16 protein-coding genes and 2 tRNA genes are annotated in these 19879 nt (G+C 43.6%); 4 read left to right on the top strand and 14 right to left on the bottom strand.

All coding sequences use genetic code 11. The features are described from left to right. Window positions 1–128 precede the first annotated feature (128 nt). The 9 genes from C4S61_RS15855 to dapF form a co-directional block, all read right to left on the bottom strand. Window positions 129–929: a GH25 family lysozyme gene (locus C4S61_RS15855; protein ID WP_103925786.1), complete on the bottom strand. Its 801-nt coding sequence runs from the start codon at window positions 927–929 to the stop codon at window positions 129–131. Between the two features lie 137 nt (window positions 930–1066). Then, window positions 1067–2926, bottom strand: a complete 1860-nt coding sequence (locus C4S61_RS15850) for an alpha-amylase family glycosyl hydrolase (RefSeq protein ID WP_103925785.1) — start codon at window positions 2924–2926, stop codon at window positions 1067–1069. A 4-nt stretch (window positions 2927–2930) separates the two neighbouring features. Beyond that, a complete protein-coding gene (locus C4S61_RS15845) occupies window positions 2931–4220 on the bottom strand; it encodes a M20/M25/M40 family metallo-hydrolase (protein ID WP_103925809.1) in 1290 nt (429 codons plus the stop codon). Window positions 4221–4292: 72 nt separating this feature from the next. Then, window positions 4293–4883: a DUF1648 domain-containing protein gene (locus C4S61_RS15840; protein ID WP_103925784.1), complete on the bottom strand. Its 591-nt coding sequence runs from the start codon at window positions 4881–4883 to the stop codon at window positions 4293–4295. 224 nt (window positions 4884–5107) lie between these two features. After that, complete coding sequence (locus tag C4S61_RS15835; RefSeq protein ID WP_103925783.1) at window positions 5108–5878, bottom strand: S1/P1 nuclease; 771 nt, start codon at window positions 5876–5878, stop codon at window positions 5108–5110. A gap of 59 nt (window positions 5879–5937) precedes the next feature. Next, window positions 5938–7128, bottom strand: a complete 1191-nt coding sequence (locus C4S61_RS15830) for a M20 metallopeptidase family protein (protein WP_103925782.1) — start codon at window positions 7126–7128, stop codon at window positions 5938–5940. Beyond that, window positions 7109–7651, bottom strand: a complete 543-nt coding sequence (locus C4S61_RS15825) for a hypothetical protein (protein ID WP_103925781.1) — start codon at window positions 7649–7651, stop codon at window positions 7109–7111. Before C4S61_RS15825 ends, C4S61_RS15830 begins: the two co-directional genes overlap by 20 nt. Before the next feature lie 232 nt (window positions 7652–7883). Next, window positions 7884–11264, bottom strand: a complete 3381-nt coding sequence (secA, locus tag C4S61_RS15820) for a preprotein translocase subunit SecA (RefSeq protein WP_103925780.1) — start codon at window positions 11262–11264, stop codon at window positions 7884–7886. Between the two features lie 98 nt (window positions 11265–11362). Further along, window positions 11363–12136 (bottom strand): diaminopimelate epimerase, encoded by a 774-nt coding sequence (dapF, locus tag C4S61_RS15815; RefSeq protein WP_103925779.1) that lies wholly within the window; start codon window positions 12134–12136, stop codon window positions 11363–11365. 453 nt (window positions 12137–12589) lie between these two features. Here dapF and C4S61_RS15810 point away from each other — a divergent pair, with 453 nt between their 5' ends. From C4S61_RS15810 to C4S61_RS15800, 3 genes are all read left to right on the top strand, one after another. Next, window positions 12590–13339 carry a superoxide dismutase gene (locus C4S61_RS15810; RefSeq protein ID WP_103925778.1) on the top strand — a complete coding sequence of 250 codons (750 nt, stop codon included), beginning with the start codon at window positions 12590–12592 and terminating at the stop codon, window positions 13337–13339. A 196-nt stretch (window positions 13340–13535) separates the two neighbouring features. After that, window positions 13536–14306 (top strand): hypothetical protein, encoded by a 771-nt coding sequence (locus C4S61_RS15805; protein WP_103925777.1) that lies wholly within the window; start codon window positions 13536–13538, stop codon window positions 14304–14306. A gap of 83 nt (window positions 14307–14389) precedes the next feature. Continuing rightward, window positions 14390–14857: a pyrophosphohydrolase domain-containing protein gene (locus tag C4S61_RS15800; RefSeq protein ID WP_103925808.1), complete on the top strand. Its 468-nt coding sequence runs from the start codon at window positions 14390–14392 to the stop codon at window positions 14855–14857. A 106-nt stretch (window positions 14858–14963) separates the two neighbouring features. On the opposite strand, the gene C4S61_RS15795 is transcribed toward C4S61_RS15800, so the two are convergent. The 4 genes from C4S61_RS15795 to mutS all read right to left on the bottom strand — a co-directional run bounded on the left by C4S61_RS15795 (window position 14964) and on the right by mutS (window position 18799). Continuing rightward, window positions 14964–15047: transfer RNA gene (locus C4S61_RS15795), tRNA-Leu, on the bottom strand. A gap of 80 nt (window positions 15048–15127) precedes the next feature. Next, a tRNA-Gly gene (locus C4S61_RS15790) sits at window positions 15128–15203 on the bottom strand. 139 nt (window positions 15204–15342) lie between these two features. Continuing rightward, entirely contained in the window at window positions 15343–16140 is a 798-nt protein-coding gene (locus C4S61_RS15785) for a LuxR C-terminal-related transcriptional regulator (RefSeq protein ID WP_103925776.1), read from the bottom strand. Window positions 16141–16195: 55 nt separating this feature from the next. Continuing rightward, window positions 16196–18799, bottom strand: a complete 2604-nt coding sequence (gene mutS / locus C4S61_RS15780) for a DNA mismatch repair protein MutS (RefSeq protein WP_103925775.1) — start codon at window positions 18797–18799, stop codon at window positions 16196–16198. An 81-nt stretch (window positions 18800–18880) separates the two neighbouring features. Between mutS and C4S61_RS15775 the strand changes: the two genes are divergently transcribed. After that, window positions 18881–19414: an RNA methyltransferase gene (locus C4S61_RS15775; RefSeq protein ID WP_103925774.1), complete on the top strand. Its 534-nt coding sequence runs from the start codon at window positions 18881–18883 to the stop codon at window positions 19412–19414. Window positions 19415–19460: 46 nt separating this feature from the next. Here C4S61_RS15775 and C4S61_RS15770 read toward each other — a convergent pair whose 3' ends face one another. Further along, window positions 19461–19868, bottom strand: a complete 408-nt coding sequence (locus C4S61_RS15770; protein WP_103925773.1) for a hypothetical protein — start codon at window positions 19866–19868, stop codon at window positions 19461–19463. Between the last annotated feature and the right edge of the window lie 11 nt (window positions 19869–19879).

The raw sequence follows: 19879 nt of genomic DNA, 5'->3' as shown, positions 1-19879 counted from the left end.
TTTCTTTAAAAGCATTGGAATCAACTGAATAATCTCCTACTTGGTTAAACTATAAAATACACTTTGGGTTTAAGGTCAGATTGTCTAAATAATTTCTCGAGTTTGCAAACCTCAAGCAACGAACTAGCCTACTGAATCAAAAGCTCATTCAATCTATTTTTTCCCCCGACCAACACATTCAAATCAATTTTCTCTCCAATTCCCGGCAAACTGCCTTTTTCCGAAAATTGCCAGATGGTCCAATCTTCGGTTTCCGGTTCCACGATTTGGTTGTAATTGGCCACCCATATTGGATATTCATCAAATCCATGATCATGCAGGACATCCCAGAAAAACCGATCTCCGGTGTAAATCATCGGCTTGAGGCCATAGTGGGCCTCAACTATTTTCAACCAGTTTTTCAATCCTTCCCGAAGTTTGTCCTTGGATTGAATAGTGCTGTGCTTTTCGATATCCAGTACAGGAATCATGTCACCGGAATTTAGTTGGGCTGTTTGGATAAAATTCTGGGCCTGCAGGGTACTGTTCTCATTGGGACGATAATAGTGATAGGCACCTCGCTTAACCGGAAGTGGACGAAACCCTTCCCAATACTGCTTAAACCGCGAATCTATTCCATCTTTTCCCATAGTAGCCCGGATGAAGACAAAGTCGATTCTTCTATTTTGAATTTGAAGCTGCAGACCAGCGAAGTCAATTTTCCCCTGATATTCAGACACGTCGATGCCCAAAATTCCCTCAGGATTATTCGAGAAAACATGCTCAAACTTCAAAGCTTCTGTGAATGGTGGGGCCTTTCTGGTGAAGTCGCCCATCGTACGCTCAATTTGATTTCGGAATTTAAAAACCAAATACCCTGAACCCATGGCCACCATAAAAATCAAAAACGCGATCCAAATCCAAGCATTGGATCTTTTCTTTCGGGGCATTTATCCTTTCTTCTTAATTTTCTAAACCCTTTCAAATTTCCTCTTAAAAACAATAAATACAGAACCGCTGACTAGGGTCCTTTCAACGAAATCTGCGAAAATCTGTGACTTTTTCTGCGGAAATCTGCGGGAAAAACTCATCGTATCTCAAACACCGCCGACTCCAGCGGCCCAAAGTCCAGATCGATCTCCGCATCAGACTCAGTCACCCGCAACTTGGTTTTCTTTTTTCCAAACATCACTTCCTGAATTTCCCGCTCTCCAACTTGCAGATTCCAAGCTTTCAGCAGTTCCGGGGAAAGTTTAAGCGTCGTTTTCACCGATTTTAATTGGTCGAAGTTGGTAACCACAATTAGCTTTTGGCTTTCGTCCCAGCGGGCAAAAGCGAAGACTTTGTCCGTATAATCCGAGTTTTCATGGCGATTGAAGGTGTGCAGCTCCAGATATTCACCCATCAGGGCAGAACTGTTTCGGGTGAAGTTCAGCACCTCAGAGTAGTAGTTCCGCAGCGCTTTTTCATTTTCCGAAAGCTGTCCTCCGTCAAATTTTCCCCCGTTCATCCACTTCTGATGCTGCGGTACTCCAATATAGTCAAAAATGGACGTGCGGCTCGGCTCCCCAAATCCGGCCTTTTCAGCTCCGGGTTCGCCCACTTCCTGCCCGAAATAAATCATAATTGGCGCTGTGCTGACCGTCGCGGAGACTACCATCGCAGGTAGGGCTTTCCAGGGATTGCCGGCAAACTCCGGACTGGCAATTCGCTGTTCGTCGTGATTTTCCAAAAAGTGCAACATGTGTTCCTCGATATCCGCTTTTCCGGCCTGAATCGGAACAAGATGGTCTGTTGATCCGGTACCTTGGATGATGTGCTTCAGGGTATCATAAAGCTCCACCTTGTCGTAGAGGTAATCCATTTTTCCCTTGCGGATATAGTCCCGGTAAAGTGTCGGGTTGTACACTTCAGCCAAAAGAAAAGCCTCCGGATTGGTGTTTTTGATATGGGAATTGAGGTAGGACCAAAATTCTACCGGCACCATCTCGGCCATATCAAACCGAAACCCATCTATGCCTTTACCTAACCAAAACTGGGTGATGTCCTGGAATTTTTTCCATGAATCCGGTACATCTTTTCCCTGCCAAAAATCATAGTGCGCCTTCCAATCCAAAGAATCTGCATCGGCAGGCAATTCGTCAAAATCTTTTTGACCGTCGGGGCTGACACCATAGTTGATCTTGACGGTCTCATACCAATCGTAGAAATCAGGTTGGGACATTCTTGAACCATTTCCAGTCCATTTGGCTGGATTTTCTTCAAATTTCCCATCGGCAAATGGATGCTTTTCTCCACCGAGTGGCTTATAGTTGTTCTTAGCTTCAGGCACTTTAAAACTTTGTCCCGGGATGTAGTAAAAGTTATTGTTCCGGGCGTAGACGACCGATTTGTCATCTTTGGCCCCAAAATCAGAAACTCCTTCCGGATTGTTTTTTCCCTCATAATGTCTGGAAACGTGGTTGGGTACAATATCAATGATCACCTTCATTCCATGTTGGTGAGTTCGCTCAATCAACGCCTCAAACTCTTCCATCCGCTTGGTCACATCCACCGCCAAATCCGGATTGACCTGATAGTAATCCCGTACGGCATAGGGCGAACCCGCACGGCCTTTGATTACATCGGGATCATCCGATTTGACTCCGATTTCAGGAAAAGATCCGATCACGCCATGGTGCGGCACCCCTGTATACCAGATGTGCGATACCCCCAGCTTTTTGATCTCTTCCAAAGCGGTATCCGTAAAGTCGTTGAACTTGCCGACGCCATTTTCTTCCTTGGTTCCCCAGGGTTTGTTGGTGGTATTCGTATTTCCGAAGAGACGGGTAAACACCTGATAAACAACTATTTTTTGGGGTTTCATAGGCTCTGATTCTTGTGGCTTTGGCGCTTGACAGGAAAAAGCCGAAGTTGCCAAAATCGCGGCAGTTAAAAATTTCTTCATCAGATTATCGGATCAATCGGTAAAGCAAAATCGTGTTTCTTTTGATGAGATCCGGAAATTGCTTCATGTTGATCGTCTCTCCAGGAGCATGAGCACCTGTGCCTGAAGCCCCCAATCCATCCAATCCCGGCAGAATATCCGCGACGTAGGCGATATCGGCAGCTCCTCGACTACCCGGATCGCCGGGTTTCACTTCACCAAGATTCATATCCAAGCTGACTTGATTTAGGATCTTGGCCAGTGCGTAATTTTTTTCGGTAGGAGACATGGATGGAATTCCGTCTGTAAAGGTTATTTCCGCATCAGTTTGGTGAAGGTTTTTGGATACGATTTCACGCATTTTTTCACGGGCGGCTTCTTTTTGAGCTTCGCCAAGGAAGCGGAGATCTCCGGTCACGAAGGCTTCACGTGCGACGATATTGGTCTTGCCAAGTGACTCCCCTTTACCGGTAATTGGATCATAGGAAATATCCGAGCCACCTATAAATTGGCCAGGATTGAAGGTCAAATATTTTTCTCCAGCCAGTGCTTCCCGAAACTCATCAAGAATTCTAGAGGCTTCATAGATCGCTCCATAGCCTGCATTTTGGCCGAAAACTCCACTGGAATGACTCTGCTTTCCAGTAGTTTTCAGGGTCCAACCACTTGCACCACGGCGTGCAACAGTGACGGAATTGAATCCTTGTGCAGTCTCGTAACCTAGAGCAATATCGTGTGCTTTGGATCGCTCGATAAAGTCTTTTCTGGAAAGCACATTATCTCCAGAACTTTCTTCATCACCCATAAAATACACCGTAACGGTTCGGTCATCCAGTAATCCCAACTCATGAAGGGCTTTCAAACTGGCAAAGACCAACACATCCCCACCTTTCATGTCATTGGCACCTTGTCCAGTGGCGGTACTGTCATTGAGGTAAGTGAATGGTGTAAAGGGCATGTCCTTTTCAAATACGGTATCCAAATGCCCGATCAGAAATAGCTTTTTCCCTTTGGTTCCCTTTCGCGTAGCCACGAAATGGCCGGCACGATTGACCTCGGCTGGTAGTTCTACCCATTCGGTTTGGAATCCGATTTTTTGAAATTCCCGTTCGAATACCCGACCGACCTCCCGAACGCCTTCTTTGTTGAGCGAACCGGAGTTGATGTTGATCACTTCCTCCAGCAGTGCTAGGGTTTCCTGATAGTTTTTATCGATCTGTTCGATGAGTTTTTGTTCCTCTTTGGTGAGCTTCTGCTGCGCAAAAGTCAAGATTGGCGCAAAAGCCAAAATCAGGTAAACGGTGAGTTTTTTCATAGCAGGAAAATTAGGCGAAAATGCGGAGGCAGGCAAATCATCAGAATTACAAAAAATCCAAATCGAACTATTTCAATTTTGTTTCCTGGCTTTTATCAAATCTGGAATTACAAAAATCAAAGGAATACCTAACAGCAATGTGATAGCAACCAAAGAAAAATATTGGGGAAGTTGGGATTTAGCTCCGATGCCGATTTGTATAGATTGGTAGGTCAAAAAAGCAAAAATACATACCATAACCACATTCAGTACACGAATCATTCTACAGTACTTTTTTTGGTAAAATTCAACTTTTTCAGGATTTGGCTTGAATGGGATGTTGATCATACTGGGAACATTACTTACTAGCCCAATAACCATATAAAGTATTAAGCCAACAATTGGTAAGACCCAGATTATTCCCTTTGCACTATAAGCATCCGGCACTCCATCTAATCCATAATGCCTAGGAAGAGAATCTGGTAAATCTTGATAATTAGAGGCGATAAAAACAAAACAACCCAAGATTACAATCATGCCGGTGATTTCAAGTAGGATATCCAATGGATTTTTTTTTGATTTTGGAATTGACATAAATGCTACTTTTCGGGGTAAAAAAATGGATACAGATCGTGCCGTTGGCACTCTGAAAATAATGATTTCATTTGAAACCCAGAATTGCATTCCGGGGTATTACGGATTGTGCCGTTGGCACTTTTCCCAAAGTAATAATTATAGAGAACCTTTAATCTTGACCGAAATAGCGCTGAAAAGCGCGTCCTTTCATCTGTTTATAATTTATTTTTCAATGGTCAGATAGCCTGTCCCGATTTTTCTTCGGGAGAATCTCGCATGCGTTATAATCATCCCAGTGTGTGACGATCTTCGTCATGCTCGATTTCATTGTTTTAATAAATCTCTTCCAGAATTTGGGCAAGTCTCACACTGGCGGCAATCAATCGTTCCTCGGCTATTTTGTAATTTTCATACATGTACGGATAGCCGATTCGCTTATTCTCCGGTAGATTATAGACCATCGGGCGATAGCTTACTGCTTCTTTTAGCCAATCTTCCATAGTGGCAGAACGGTATTTGGTTTTCATTTCACGGTTCAACCTTCGATAGAGTTCAGTCCCAATCTCAGTATAGCTCATCCCTTGACGTGCGATCATGCCGCTATCCCAAAGGGCGTGAAGATTAGTGGGTTGGTTGAAAAATTCAATTTTCACGTCGTTCCCGCCGCGATCGTCTCCAGTACCGACATGCAGGGGCTGATGGATATCCTCCACCATATGAATAAGCATTTTAAGTTTTTCCGATTCGGTTTTTGGGTCCAGTCCCCCAGCTTTCAGTTCTGCTTTGAGTCGTTGGATCGCTTCAAAGGCATCTCCTCCTTCTTCCTGAGTCGCCGGGTCATATTCTCCGTTTTTGGAATTTAAGTAATGCCAAGAATTCACATAATCATAATTTCTGTCGGACCTGATTTCATCCATCCAGGTTCCGCTACGTCCCAGAGACATGGGATAGAGCACTGCCTCCACTTTCTTTTTGGTGGACTTTTTCATTTGCTTTTCTGCCATAAAGCCAATGAGGTAGTGACCAATCTGACCCCAGGCAAATGCCTGAGAAATCATCAAACTAAATAGAAGTGTGAAGGTAAATGATTTAAGATTTTTCATTTTTTGGTATTAAAAAAGCGAAGATAGGGCTTCGCTTGTAAAGGTACGTTATGCAAACATTAATCTTTAGAAAGCTCAGATACTGCCAACCAAGCCATCAAACCTGCTCCAATCTCCAGCGAATCTTCTTCAATGTCGAAGGTGGGTGTATGGACACCTGAGGTAATTCCCCGGGCCTCATTTCTTGTTCCTAGCCGGTAAAAGCACCCTTCAATTTCCTGAGAATAAAACGCAAAATCCTCAGCAGCCATCCAGATATCCAAGTCCAGTACATTCTCTTCGCCCAGGTACTCTCGGGCGGCGTCCATAGATCTGGCAGTGAGTTCGGGATTATTCTTTAGAAAGGGATACCCTTTTCGAATTTCAAAATCAAGCTCTCCACCCATACCTTCTACGATTCCGTGTGCAATTTTCAGCATTTTCTCATGTGCTTTTGCTCTCCAAGGTTCGTCCAGTGTCCTAAAAGTTCCCTGGATTTTTACTTCATTCGGAATTACATTGGTAGCTCCGAGGGCCTCGACTCTTCCAAAGGAAAGCACCGAGGGGATTTTTGGATTTGCCACTCGACTAACAATCTGCTGTAAGGCCACGATCATGTGAGCTGCGATCAATATCGGATCGATAAAAGTCTCCGGCATGGCACCATGCCCACCTTTGCCTTTGACAGTCACATAGAGTTCGTCCGTACTGGCCATGTAGAGACCCGGTCTAAAACCAACCTTGCCAGCGGGAATCAAGGGCATGACATGTTGTCCCAGGATTCCATTTGGACGGGGGTTTTCCAGTACTTTATCTTTGATCATCAGAGACGCCCCTCCAGGCACCAACTCTTCTCCCGGTTGAAATATAAGTTTGATCGTACCTTCAAACTGATCCCTGACCTCATGAAGAATTTTAGCAGCGCCTAAAAGTGAGGCAGTGTGCGCATCATGTCCGCAGGCATGCATTACACCTGGATTCTGAGATTTGTAAGGCACATCATTTGTCTCGATAATAGGCAAGGCATCCATGTCGGCGCGAAGGGCGATTACCTTTTTCTCAGGATTTTTACCCTTTATCAGCGCAGACCAGCCCGTAGTGGCTTTTTGCTCGATTTCGGTGATTCCTATTTCCCGGAGCTTTCCGGCTACAAATTCCGCAGTGTTATATTCCTTAAAAGAAAGCTCTGGATTGGCGTGAAGATGACGACGGTTGGCAATAACTTCTGCTTTATAGGCTTGGGCCAAGGCCTTAATTTTGGTTAGGAGCATTTGGATCGGATGTTGGTGCGGCATATTCTTTCCGCTGAAATCTATCTTGGATGATACGGGCGGTGGGAAACTGTTCCTTAAGCTGCGAAAAGATCTTTTGAGCTTCGATTTTATAGGTGAATTGACCGATTTTTACCAGATACCGCGGTTGTTGATATTGCATTTCAGGTGCAAGATCCGGGTAATAGAGTTTGAGGTCATCTTGTGTTTTAAAGGCTTTATCGCGATCAATTCCTGAAAAAACCAATACCGTATATCCGCTAAAGTAGGGTTCTGATTTATTCTTTTCGGCGAGTCTTTTTTGAACCAAGTCAAGCTGTGTATCGACAGGCTGAACGGCGCTGGATGAACTTGGGGTGCTGACATCTTCAGTTACTGCCCGAAAGTCCGGATACTGAGGCAATGATTCACTCAGATCCTCCTGATAAGTGGCATAAGCACTTGCCCCCCCATCACCGCTCGGTTTAATGATCTTGCAACTGCTGATGATCACCAAAAAACTAATCACCCAAATTTTTCTCATGTCATCTGATTAATATTATAAATCTCGGTCACAAGACCCATCTCGTATGCGATAAATCAATAAAAGGGATAACCTATTAATTTTCAATGTCTTGCTTTAATAGTCTCGATTTCATCTGTTTATAATTTTTTTTTCAAAGGTCAGATAGCCTGTCCCGATTTTTCTTCGGGAGAATCTCGCATGGTTTATAATCATCCCAGTGTGTGACTTTTTAGTCATGCTCGATTTTATATCAATTTTCAATAAGGACACACTTTCCTTCCGCGATATCCTGCTCTACACTTTTAAATTTCACGTCGCTTTTTTTGGTCCCGTCGGTATATTGAACAGAGACTTTGTCATTTCGACCGAAGGTTTTTTCCACTTTTCTCGGCGCAACCACCTGCTGAGCCGATCTTCCTGCATGGACAGCTGCGGCAGCAGCTCTATTAGCTCCCGGGTTCAAAGAGCTTGCCACTTCTGCTTTGGAAGTCTGAAGTTTTGGTTCAGGCGCACGGTGCGTCTGGGCTTGCTGAACTTGAGCTGGATCCTGCTTTGGAAGATCTGCTCGGGAAAGGAAGGAAATCATGTCCTCGTTCAGTTTACCAATAAAACGTTTGAACATCTCAAAGGCTTCAAACTTATAGATCAAAAGCGGATCCTTCTGCTCGTAAACAGCATTCTGAACGGACTGCTTCAAGTCGTCCATGTCACGGAGATGTTCTTTCCAGTTTTGGTCGATGATGGCTAGGGTGACATTTTTTTCGATGGAGCGGATTAGTTCTCTCCCTTCGGTTTGTATCGTGTTTTCAAGATTGCAGACTACTCCGATTTGTTTGATGCCATCTGAGATCGGAACCATGATTTCTTTGACAGTTGCTCCTCGTTCTTCATAGACTCTTTTGAGAATGGGAAGGGCTGTTTGGGCGATCTGGTTGTTCTTCTTAGTGTAGTTTTCAAAAGCTACCGCATAAAGCTCCTGCGTCAACTTACCTGCATCTTTGGATTTAAGGTCATTTTCAGAAATAGGATAATCTACTCCAAGTGTGGTAAAGATGTTCATTCTGAGATTTTCAACGTCTTCGGTCGACTTACCCATATCCACCAAACCTTCACAGACATCAAACAGAATGTTTAGGATATCCAATTCCAATCGATCCCCTTTAAGCGCATTTCTTCTTCGCTTGTAGACTACTTCACGCTGTGAATTCATCACGTCATCGTATTCAAGGAGTCGCTTTCGAGTACCAAAGTTATTTTCCTCGACTTTGCGCTGTGCACGTTCGATGGACTTGGTGATCATACTGTGCTGAATCACTTCGCCTTCTTCCAGACCCATTCGGTCCATCAGTTTTGCGATTCGCTCTGATCCGAAAAGTCGCATCAAACTGTCTTCCAAGGACACAAAAAACTGGGAAGAACCCACATCCCCCTGACGACCGGATCGTCCACGAAGCTGCCGATCCACACGTCGGGATTCGTGACGTTCGGTACCGATAATAGCCAATCCACCTGCTTTTCTTGATTCTGGCGTCAACTTTATATCCGTACCACGGCCTGCCATATTAGTAGCAATGGTCACGGTTCCGGATTTACCCGCTTCGGCCACAATATCTGCCTCTCTGGCGTGCTGCTTGGCATTCAATACCTGGTGAGGAATCTTTTTGAGGGTCAACATTCTGCTGAGTACTTCGGAGATTTCTACCGAAGTGGTACCCACCAAAACCGGTCTTCCGGCCGCGACCAATTTATTGATCTCGTCCGTGACCGCATTGAATTTTTCGCGGACAGTCTTGTAGACCATGTCCTCGCTGTCTTTTCTGACAATTGGTTTATTTGTCGGAATGACAACTACGTCAAGCTTATAGATTTCCCAAAATTCACCGGCTTCTGTTTCCGCTGTGCCAGTCATACCCGCCAGCTTGTGGTACATTCTAAAGTAGTTCTGTAGCGTAATCGTGGCGTAGGTCTGTGTAGCGTCCTCCACTTTTACATTTTCCTTTGCCTCAATTGCCTGGTGTAAGCCATCGGAGTAGCGACGGCCTTCCATCACACGACCTGTTTGCTCATCGACGATCTTAACCTTTCCATCAACCAGAATGTATTCTGTATCCCGCTCAAACATGCAATAGGCCTTGAGCAGTTGATTTACCGTATGAATCCGCTGGGCTTTAACACCATAGTCTTTAATAATCTCTTCTTTTCGAATCAGCTTTTCTTTGTCATCAAGATCCGCTGACTTTTCCAACTCTGCGATTGCGACACCGATGTCAGGAAGGATAAAGAATGTAGGATCTTCATTTTTGGTCGTCATTGTCTCGATACCACGATCGGTCAAATCGACAACGTTGGTTTTTTCGTCAATGGTAAAAAGTAGCGGCTCGTCCGCTTCAGGCATGTTTTTCTTATTATCCTGAAGGTAAAAATTCTCTGTTTTCTGAAGAATCACCCGAATACCAGGCTCAGACAGATATTTGATCGTTGGCTTATACTTGGGCATTCCCCGGAAAGCCCTGAAAAGAGCAAGCCCCCCCTCTTTTTCATTTCCTTCGGCTATCAGCTTTTTGGCAGCCGATAAAAATCCCTGAACCAGTTTTCGCTGCTCATCTACCAATGCAGCTACCCTTGGCTTCATTCCCTCGAATTCATGCACATCACCCCTCGGCACCGGACCGGATATAATCAAGGGTGTCCTCGCATCATCAATCAACACGGAGTCAACCTCATCCACCATGGCAAAGTGGTGCTTACCCTGAACCAAGTCTCCCACTTCACGGGCCATATTGTCTCTGAGGTAATCAAAGCCGAATTCATTATTGGTACCGTAGACAATATCCGAAGCGTAGGCTTTCTTTCTTCCGGGTGAATTTGGCTGGTATTTATCGATGCAATCCACCGTCAAGCCATGGAATTCAAAAAGCGGGGCATTCCATTCGGAGTCACGCTTTGCCAGGTAATCATTGACCGTGACGATATGTACCCCACGACCGGCAAGTGCATTTAGAAAAGCAGGAAGTGTGGAAACCAGTGTTTTACCTTCACCGGTAGCCATTTCGGCGATTTTTCCTTTATGAAGCACCATCCCACCGATGAGCTGCACATCGTAGTGTACCATATCCCATACGACTTCTGTTCCAGCGGCCAGCCATTTATTATGCCAGATGGCCTTTTCACCCTGGATTTCCACATTTTTCTTAACAGCGGCCAACTCCCGGTCATGCATGGTAGCCGACACGACCAGTTTACCATTTTCCTTGAATCTTCTGGCCGTTTCTTTCACCACGGCAAACGCCTGCGGAAGTACTTCATCAAGAACTTTCTCCAAGTCCTCATCGCGCTCCTTCTCCAGCTTGTCAATTTCATTAAACAGCTGATCTTTTTGATGAATTGCCTGGGTGGGCAGGGCATCTATCTGGCTTTTGATATCAATAATCTTATCATCGATTGGTTTGAGTCGATCATTGATTATGGTCTTAATTTCCTGAGTCTTAGCTCTCAGCTCGTCATCACTTAGATCCTTCAAAGCACTGTAAGCTTGATTGATCGTGGTGACTTTGGGGAGTAATTCTTTAATATCTCGGTCGGACTTGGTGCCAAAAACTTTGGCTATTCCTTTTGCAATAAAATCTAGCATGTCTCTCTATAAATTCCCATTTGGGGGCTTAAAAATAAGCCGTTTTTGTTAGAATTGATAATTGGTCCTTCTCCGGAAACAGATTCTGAATAAGGTTATTAAAGGTTAATTTTTCCTGAAAAGACCTGCTCTGCGGGCCCAATTAGCCAAATTTTGCTAAATGTGCCATCAGGATTGGAATTAAATTTAACGGACAATTTTCCTCCGGGGGTATTAATTTTTATGTGACTCTTTTGTTGTTTGTTGCCATAAACCAGGGCAGCGGCAGTCACTCCCGTACCACATGAAAGTGTCTCATCCTCCACGCCACGCTCGTAAGTCCTCACAAAAATCTCATCTGGGCTCACCGATTCTACAAAATTGACATTTGTGCCACCCGGAGCATAATCTATATCATTTCGGATGGCTTTTCCTTCTTCAAAGACAGGATATTCCTTTGCCTTGTCAACAAAACGGATGTGATGCGGTGAACCGGTATTCACAAAGAAGTCGTTCGCCTTCGGAGAGATTTCTTTGACATCTCCCATCAATAGCTCGACTTGATCCCCAGTCAGTACCGCCTCATGAGGCCCATCAATTGCAAGAAATCTTGTTTTTCCGTTTATCATTCCCAGATAAGAGGAAAAAGCAACAGCACAACGTGCCCCGTTTCCACACATACTTTGACTTCCGTCTGCATTGAAATAGATCATTTCAAAGTCAAAATCCGCATGATTTCTGATCACAATCAATCCATCTGCTCCAATTCCAAATTTGCGATCACACAGCTTTCTGACCAGATCAAGATTTCTCAAATCGACTGCTTCGGTACGGTCATCGATCATGACAAAATCATTACCGGTACCCTGATATTTATGAAATGTAAGTTCCATGAGTTTAACTCTTACAGTTCCTTTTCAAAAACTTCTCCATGGCCACAAACTTAACCAAGTTGTCACATATTCAGACTTATTGTCTTATGGCTAAGTCCGTTTTCGTCAGATAATGCTTATTTTGAGCAACTAAATTGCAATTTAACTGGTTCAATTCTTGTAAGTAGATGATTATAAAGAAATCCGAATGGATATTGGAAAAATCCAGCCGGACGATTATCGATACTTAGGGCCAGACGATTTTGTTTGTAGATGCAAATGATATCAAGTGAGATGCCCTCAAACCTGGTTTCTGAAACATGGAATTGATTTCATAAGCAATCCTACTACCTGACAGCCATCAGGTCTGACCATTTGATAACAAACTATAAATGATGAAATCGAGCACGGGGGAAAACCTCACATACTTATAAGTGCTGCGAGATGTGACCACTGGAAAACAAATTATAAAAGATGAAAAACTACAATTTAACTAGACGAACATTCATTGCTCAGACTGCAAAAGCTGGCTTGACGATGGGAATAGTCGGCGCTTCAGTAACTGAACTTCTTGCAAAAAACACAAGAAATCTTGCTGCGTTTTCTTCGTCAACCGGATTTGGCCAAAGTCCCTTACCGTACCCCTTTTCGGCATTGGCACCAACTATTGATGCCAAAACTATGGAAATTCACTACACCAAGCATGCGGCCGCTTACGCATCCAATCTAGCCGATGCTGCAAAAGAAGAAGGAGTGGATACTTCAAAGCCGCTTGAGGATGTTTTATCTTCCATATCAAAATACTCCGTCAAAATGCGAAACAACGGTGGAGGACATTACAACCACGAACTGTTCTGGAGCATCATGTCACCAACAGGGGGAGGAAAACCTGAAGGAAAGTTATTAACGGCTATTGTTGCTTCTTTTGGGAGCTATGAAGCTTTTGTGACCCAATTTGAAAATGCAGCAAAAACCCGATTCGGTTCAGGCTGGGCTTGGTTGGTTGTTGACTCTAGCAACAAGTTGGTGGTAAGTTCTACCCCAAATCAGGACAATCCCTTGATGGATGTGGCGGAAGTAAAAGGAACTCCGATCCTGGGATTAGACGTATGGGAACATGCATATTATTTAAATTACCAGAACAGAAGACCTGATTATGTTTCGGCCTTTTGGAATGTTGTAAACTGGAAAGCGGTGTCGGACCGGTATGAAAAACTAGTATAACTCTTAATTTTCAGCGCTTTATAAGGAAAGCAGGGGATCCGTCGATTCCCTGTTTTTTTTGTTGCCTTTGAAACTACCGCTTTTTTACTGTTCACATCCCTTCTACTATTTTTCATCATGGAATTTCAACTTCTAATCCCGTTTTGGCTTATGGCACCGCTATTGAACACCTATAGCAAAACCAAATAGAAGTTTTATGAAAAAAGTATGGAAAAATGTCATTGCAATGAGTTTGGCATTGACAGCAGGAATTTACTTGAGTTCGTGTTCAGAAAAAGAAGAAGAAATCATCACAGATCCACAAACCCAAGCCAAACTATCCGCCACCGCCTCCAATTCATCAGAATCACTCTCCAATGCAAGAGTAACAGTTGGGGCATTTACTGTCTCACAATTAACAGTAGGCACACAGGACGTCGAAATGAAGTATTATGCCAAAGCTGACTTGTCAGCCGGAATCAGTCTGGGAAACCTCACGCTAAAAACAATCCTGAATGCAGGTCTTCAGAATTCAGCCTCCGCCAAGAAATCCAACGTACTCATCAGTGGAGGTGAATCAAAATTTAGTTTGATTGGTGAAGGAAATACTCCGGAGGGAAATTACACTGAAGCGACTTTCAGGCTGTATAAAAACACAGCTGCAAATGCAAATGATCCGATGTCTCAAAAATCCATTTTGATTGCGGGTGAAATTGATGGAAAAATTACTCAGTTCTGGACCGAATCAGAAAAAGTAATTCGCGCAGCATCTTCCACTTCCACTGGTGTAGAGGTGGATCAGAACACAGAGATCGTTCTGGTATTTGAAATGGACAAACTATTTGCAGGAGTAGACTTCTCAAGCGCTCTCGATTCCAATAATGATGGAAGAATAGAAATCAGTCCCAACAGTCCTGATGGGAACGCTGCAATTTTTTCAAAAATAGAGTCAAACCTAGAAACTGCAGTGAGTCTTCGAAAAAGGTAATATTGCGAATATTGAACTCCAAAAGGCCGGAAAATCCGGCCTTTTTCATTTATTTCAGGTTTAAATTCAGAATCACTATTGCTATGCAGGATCCTAAGTCGCTTACCTCAGTTGCATTATTTCATGAGACGTTTAAGCACCCGGTATTACCAACACCCACAATCCCCTCAGAAACAAGATGTAACCTTCGGATTTCACTTTTGGCCGAAGAACTGAAAGAACTGGAGGATGCTATCGAGAACAAGGATCTTGTCGAAATCGCAGATGCCCTATGCGACCTGCAATATGTACTATCCGGAGCGATCTTGGAATTTGGACTGGGTGAGAAATTCAAAGCACTTTTTGATGAAGTTCAGCGATCCAATATGAGCAAGGCCTGCACTTCCGAGGAAGAAGCAACGGCCACAGTCAAGCATTACGAGAGTAAGGGGACTCCCTGTTTTTATGAAAAAGAAGGAGATTTGTACTTAGTATTCCGAGAAGGGGATCATAAGACGCTAAAATCTGTCGGCTACTCTCCCGCGGATTTAAAAGGGATATTGGAAAAATAAAAGACCAACCTTAGGACGAAGCAGAACCGATTTGAGTGATTAACCTGGTTTTTTTGTTTAAAAAGCAAAAAGCCCCACCCCGATGGGTATCGAGGCGAGGCTTTCGTACCAGGAACGGGAATCGAACCCGTACGAGATTGCTCTCACAAGATTTTAAGTCTTGCGTGTCTACCTATTCCACCATCCCGGCTTACTCTACTCTTCTGTAGAGCCTCAGTCACATTCTATTAAAATGCCCTGAAATGACAAAGCCCTTTTTCAAGGGCTTCATGGAGCGGGAGACGAGATTCGAACTCGCGACCCCGACCTTGGCAAGGTCGTGCTCTACCAGCTGAGCTACTCTCGCTTATTGTCATTGCTCAAAACGTTCTTTGAGCGATTGTGGATGCAAAGGTAAGCCCACAAAATAATTTTACAAGGCAGAATGCGATAATTTTTTTTCTTTCCTGAGCCAAATGTTCATTTACAGCTGATTTACAATGATTTCAAAAATCGTAAGAAGCCAATATCTTTACCATTTCGCCCACATTTCTTGCCCCCAGCTTTCGGAGAATATTTTTCCGGTGAGTTGCCACCGTAAAAATTGAAATGTTTAATATTTCGCTGATTACTTTGGATTCTTTTCCCTCCAACACCAGCTTGACAATCTCACGCTCTTTGTTAGTCAGTTTGACGGCTTTATCCTTGGGAGAATTTTTACTTACAAAAATTTTTGTCCCGTCATCTTTGGTGTAAGTATAACTCCAATCGTAGCTTTTTAACTTGGGAGGAGTAAAAAGCTGTATGATAATGTGCAAGTCCATAATGAAATTGCCCGCCTCGTCAATAACATAAGGTCGGACTTTCGAAGTCATCCAAATGACTTCTCCTGTAGTCCGATGCACCCAACGCGTAGTATAAGAAAACTCAAATGTGTGCCTCTCCGGAATCGAAAGGCTATGAAATGCATCAAAAACGATCTTTTGGAATCGGAAAAGCTCCGGTCGGTCTTCCGGGTGAATCATGGTAAAGGAGGTCTCCATTCCTTTATTTCGAAACATGGATTCAGGATAACCCGTCAGTTTTTCCACATTTCCTGTAAAAAAAGCAAGATTTAAGTTTCGATAGTCAAAACAGGCAATGACAAGACTTTCCTGCATTCCAATAGTCTTACTGATAGAGGCCAACTCATCTTTGAGCTTTTGCTCATCGATTTCACCTTTAAACTCCTGGTCTTTCCAATCTTTGAAAAACTTGGTATACTTTTCCTGTTTTTTAAGGTCCTTGAGTAATACCTTATCCATTTTTTAAAAGTGCGTGTTAGTTTCAATCAGAATAAAATATACAAATCCAATCCAATCAATCCAATTTCTTTTTTATTTCATGAAGCTTCAATAGCGCTTCAATCGGGGAGATTGCATTAATATCAATTTGATCAAGAAGTTGTTTGGCCTCTGTGAATTTAGGATCCATTTCAAACAAACTGAGCTGAAAATTATTTTTAGGGATAGATTTGAAATGATCCTTTTTCTCTTTTAAGGCTTTATCCTTCTCAAGGTGACCCATTATTTCTGCTGCACGAAGTACCACAGGATTTGGCATACCGGCCATCTGGGCCACATGAATACCAAAGCTATGCTCACTGCCTCCTTCTTTTAGTTTTCTCATGAAAATGACTTTGTTTCCCACTTCTTTGACCGACACATTGAAATTTTTGATCCGTGCAAAATCCCCCGAAAGCTGATTGAGCTCGTGGTAATGCGTAGCAAAAAGGGTCTTTGCTTTGAATGTGGGATGGTTATGGAGAAACTCCACTATCGACCAGGCGATTGAAATTCCATCATAGGTGGACGTACCCCTCCCAATCTCATCCATCAAGACCAGACTGCGGTCCGAGAGGTTGTTCAGGATACTGGCCGTCTCGGTCATCTCCACCATAAAAGTGGATTCCCCTTTGGATAGATTGTCTGAAGCACCCACTCGGGTAAATACTTTGTCAATAATTCCAATCCGTGCAAATGATGCCGGAACAAAGCTTCCCATCTGTGCCATCAAAACAATCAGTGCGGTCTGCCTCAACAGCGCTGACTTCCCGGCCATATTCGGTCCGGTGATAATCATAATCTGCTGACTGTCATGATCAAGATAAATATCATTAGGAACATAATTTTCTCCGGGAGGAAGCTGCCTTTCGATCACCGGATGACGGCCGTCCTTGATTTCGAGCGTTTCCGTATCGGAGATCTTGGGACGAGAGTAGCTGTTGGTTAATGCTACCTGCGCAAAGGAAAGCAACGCATCCAAGGTTCCCAAAATCCGCGCATTTTGTTGGATCTGGGTAACAAACTGAGCCGCTTCCTGAATCAACGCCACAAAATACCGCTGCTCTATTCCCTGCATCCTGTCCTCTGCATGAAGGATTTTTTCCTCATAATCTTTTAGCTCTGGGGTGATATACCGTTCTGCATTGACCAAGGTCTGTTTTCGGATCCATTGCGGTGGTACTTTGTCCCGGTGCGCATGCGTCACTTCAAGATAATATCCAAAAACCTTGTTATAGCTGATTTTCAGTGAGGAAATTCCTGTATTCTGTACTTCTCGCTGTTGAATTTTTACCAAAAAGTCCTTCCCTGAATTTGCCAATCCTCGGTATTCGTCCAACTCCGGATCCACACCATCCTTGATGACTCCCCCTTGATGAATCAGCATGGGCGCATCTTCTTTGAGTTCCCGCTCAATTTTATCCAATAAATATTCGCAGGGATGAATCTGATCCGAAAGACGTTTGAGCGAAGGATTTTTCTGCACTTTCAACAGTTCCTTGATTGGAAGCGTGAACTTCAACGCACGCTTGATCTGGTTCATCTCCCGTGGATTAGCCCGACCCACGACGACCTTTGAAATCAAACGCTCCAAGTCCCCAATCAGGCGCAAAGAGGCAAGGATTTCCTCAATCAGGGCAGAATTTTGGTAGAAAAAATCGACCACATTCAGTCGCTCTTCGATCGGTTCTTTTTCCTTAAGCGGCAGTACCATCCACTTTTTCATCATCCTGGAGCCCATCGGAGTAACGGTCTGATCAAGAATCTGAATCAATGGCACACCTCCATCATGCTGAGGAAATACCAGTTCAAGATTGCGGATGGTGAATTTGTCCAGCCATACGTACTTCTCCTCAGCTATTCTGGAAATGGAAGAAATATGCTGTACTTCCCGATGCTCTGTCTCCTCGAGGTAATAGAGGATTCCTCCTGCCGCTACGATCCCGAATTCCAATTCTTCGATTCCAAAACCCTTCAAATTAGCCGTGCCGAAGTGACTCTTTAACTTTTCGTAGGTGAAATCATATTGAAAAACCCAATCCTCGCAATAAAAAGTGATGTATTCATTTTTGATGATTTCGGCAGCAATTTTTTTGGCAGCTTTCGAAAAAATGACCTCTGATGGTGCAAAGCTTTGCAGCAACTTTTCCAAGTAAGAGGAATTGCCCTGAGCACACATAAACTCTCCCGTGGAAACGTCCAAAAAAGCAATCCCATGGATGTCCTTTCCAAAATGAATGGAGGCAAGGTAATTGTTTTTGCGCGTGTCAAGGACTTGATCATTGTAGGATAATCCAGGTGTGACCAGTTCAGTAACTCCCCGCTTCACAATCCCTTTGACAGACTTTGGATCCTCCAGCTGATCACAGATTGCCACCCTATTGCCTGCTCTCACCAGCTTTGGAAGGTAATGGTCCAGGGAGTGATGGGGAAACCCTGCCAACTCAATGTGTGAAGCGGCTCCGTTGGCCCGCTTGGTCAACACGATGTCCAAAACTTTACTGGCAACGATCGCATCTTCCCCAAATGTCTCATAGAAATCCCCAACCCTAAAAAGCAACAACGCCCCGGGATGCTTGGCTTTGATCGCATTGTATTGCTTCATCAGGGGAGTTTCCTGCCCGTCTTTGGATTTACTCATGGGGATAAAAAGGGAATTGTAGTACTTTTGAATCGGAAAGAAAGCCTGAAAATAGCCGATTAGGTAAGGAGATCAAAAAAGATGAAGAAATTAAGCATGGAAGAACTCGATCGCCTTTCGATTGAGGAATTTAAGCTAACCGAGAAGTCACCCATTGTGTTGGTTTTGGATAATGTCCGTAGTCTGAACAACGTGGGTTCGGCTTTTCGAACAGCTGATGCGTTTCGAATCGAGAAAATTTTTCTTTGCGGAATCACCGGCACTCCTCCTCATCGGGACATTCAAAAAACCGCCCTGGGAGCCACTGAATCTGTCGAATGGGAATACTGCCCAAACACCCTGCAAGCCATTGAAAAGCTGAAGGCCTCTGATTACCTACTTTGTGCATTAGAGCAGGTAGAAAACTCGGTAAAGCTCAATGATTTTTCACCGGAAAAGGAGATAAAATATGCCCTGATATTTGGAAATGAGGTGTTTGGAGTAGAAGAGGAAGTATTAAAATCCTGCGATCAGGTGCTGGAAATCCCCCAACTTGGCACAAAACATTCACTCAATATTTCGGTGACATTGGGCATTGCCGTGTGGGATTTAATGGTAAAACTGGAGCGATTTTAAGAAAAAAATGCATGAACTAATTAATCCATGCATTGTAGTTTTTCACCTATTCTTTGAGAAATCGATATCTAATTCCGAATGAACCCCGGAAAATATTTCCTTCTCCGATAAATTGGGCAGCTTCGATATGTAATCCAAAATCCTTACGCTCGAATGGGTAAATATTTAAACCAACAGGAATAACCAATCCTTCGAAACTTTGAATTCGACCTCCAAGTCCTCCATAGAAATCGATGCGGTCATTTTTGTAGAAAATGTGATTAATCACCAATTCCAGTGAAACATTATCAATGAAATTGTCAGTTCCCACACGGAATTCCGGGAGCCATTTTTCTCCCAATTGCTTATTCACACCTAAAAAGGGAAGATTACTTTGATGATAGGAAACGGTCCATTGTGCAAATGAAGCGGTGGAAATCAAGCCAAAAAAGGCTAAAAAAAGAATTTTTTTCATTTTTTGAAGGT

The organism is Algoriphagus boritolerans DSM 17298 = JCM 18970, from assembly GCF_900108085.1.
GTDB lineage: Bacteria > Bacteroidota > Bacteroidia > Cytophagales > Cyclobacteriaceae > Algoriphagus > Algoriphagus boritolerans.
The sequence above is the reverse complement of the archived record's forward strand: the minus strand, read 5'-3'. Positions and strand labels throughout refer to the sequence as shown.

Coding starts and splice junctions, on each gene's coding strand:
- C4S61_RS15855 (WP_103925786.1), bottom strand. CDS start 929: ATGCCCCGAAAGAAAAGATCCAATGCTTGGATTTGGATCGCGTTTTTG.
- C4S61_RS15850 (WP_103925785.1), bottom strand. CDS start 2,926: ATGAAGAAATTTTTAACTGCCGCGATTTTGGCAACTTCGGCTTTTTCC.
- C4S61_RS15845 (WP_103925809.1), bottom strand. CDS start 4,220: ATGAAAAAACTCACCGTTTACCTGATTTTGGCTTTTGCGCCAATCTTG.
- C4S61_RS15840 (WP_103925784.1), bottom strand. CDS start 4,883: ATGCAATTCTGGGTTTCAAATGAAATCATTATTTTCAGAGTGCCAACG.
- C4S61_RS15835 (WP_103925783.1), bottom strand. CDS start 5,878: ATGAAAAATCTTAAATCATTTACCTTCACACTTCTATTTAGTTTGATG.
- C4S61_RS15830 (WP_103925782.1), bottom strand. CDS start 7,128: ATGCTCCTAACCAAAATTAAGGCCTTGGCCCAAGCCTATAAAGCAGAA.
- C4S61_RS15825 (WP_103925781.1), bottom strand. CDS start 7,651: ATGAGAAAAATTTGGGTGATTAGTTTTTTGGTGATCATCAGCAGTTGC.
- secA (WP_103925780.1), bottom strand. CDS start 11,264: ATGCTAGATTTTATTGCAAAAGGAATAGCCAAAGTTTTTGGCACCAAG.
- dapF (WP_103925779.1), bottom strand. CDS start 12,136: ATGGAACTTACATTTCATAAATATCAGGGTACCGGTAATGATTTTGTC.
- C4S61_RS15810 (WP_103925778.1), top strand. CDS start 12,590: ATGAAAAACTACAATTTAACTAGACGAACATTCATTGCTCAGACTGCA.
- C4S61_RS15805 (WP_103925777.1), top strand. CDS start 13,536: ATGAAAAAAGTATGGAAAAATGTCATTGCAATGAGTTTGGCATTGACA.
- C4S61_RS15800 (WP_103925808.1), top strand. CDS start 14,390: ATGCAGGATCCTAAGTCGCTTACCTCAGTTGCATTATTTCATGAGACG.
- C4S61_RS15785 (WP_103925776.1), bottom strand. CDS start 16,140: ATGGATAAGGTATTACTCAAGGACCTTAAAAAACAGGAAAAGTATACC.
- mutS (WP_103925775.1), bottom strand. CDS start 18,799: ATGAGTAAATCCAAAGACGGGCAGGAAACTCCCCTGATGAAGCAATAC.
- C4S61_RS15775 (WP_103925774.1), top strand. CDS start 18,881: ATGAAGAAATTAAGCATGGAAGAACTCGATCGCCTTTCGATTGAGGAA.
- C4S61_RS15770 (WP_103925773.1), bottom strand. CDS start 19,868: ATGAAAAAAATTCTTTTTTTAGCCTTTTTTGGCTTGATTTCCACCGCT.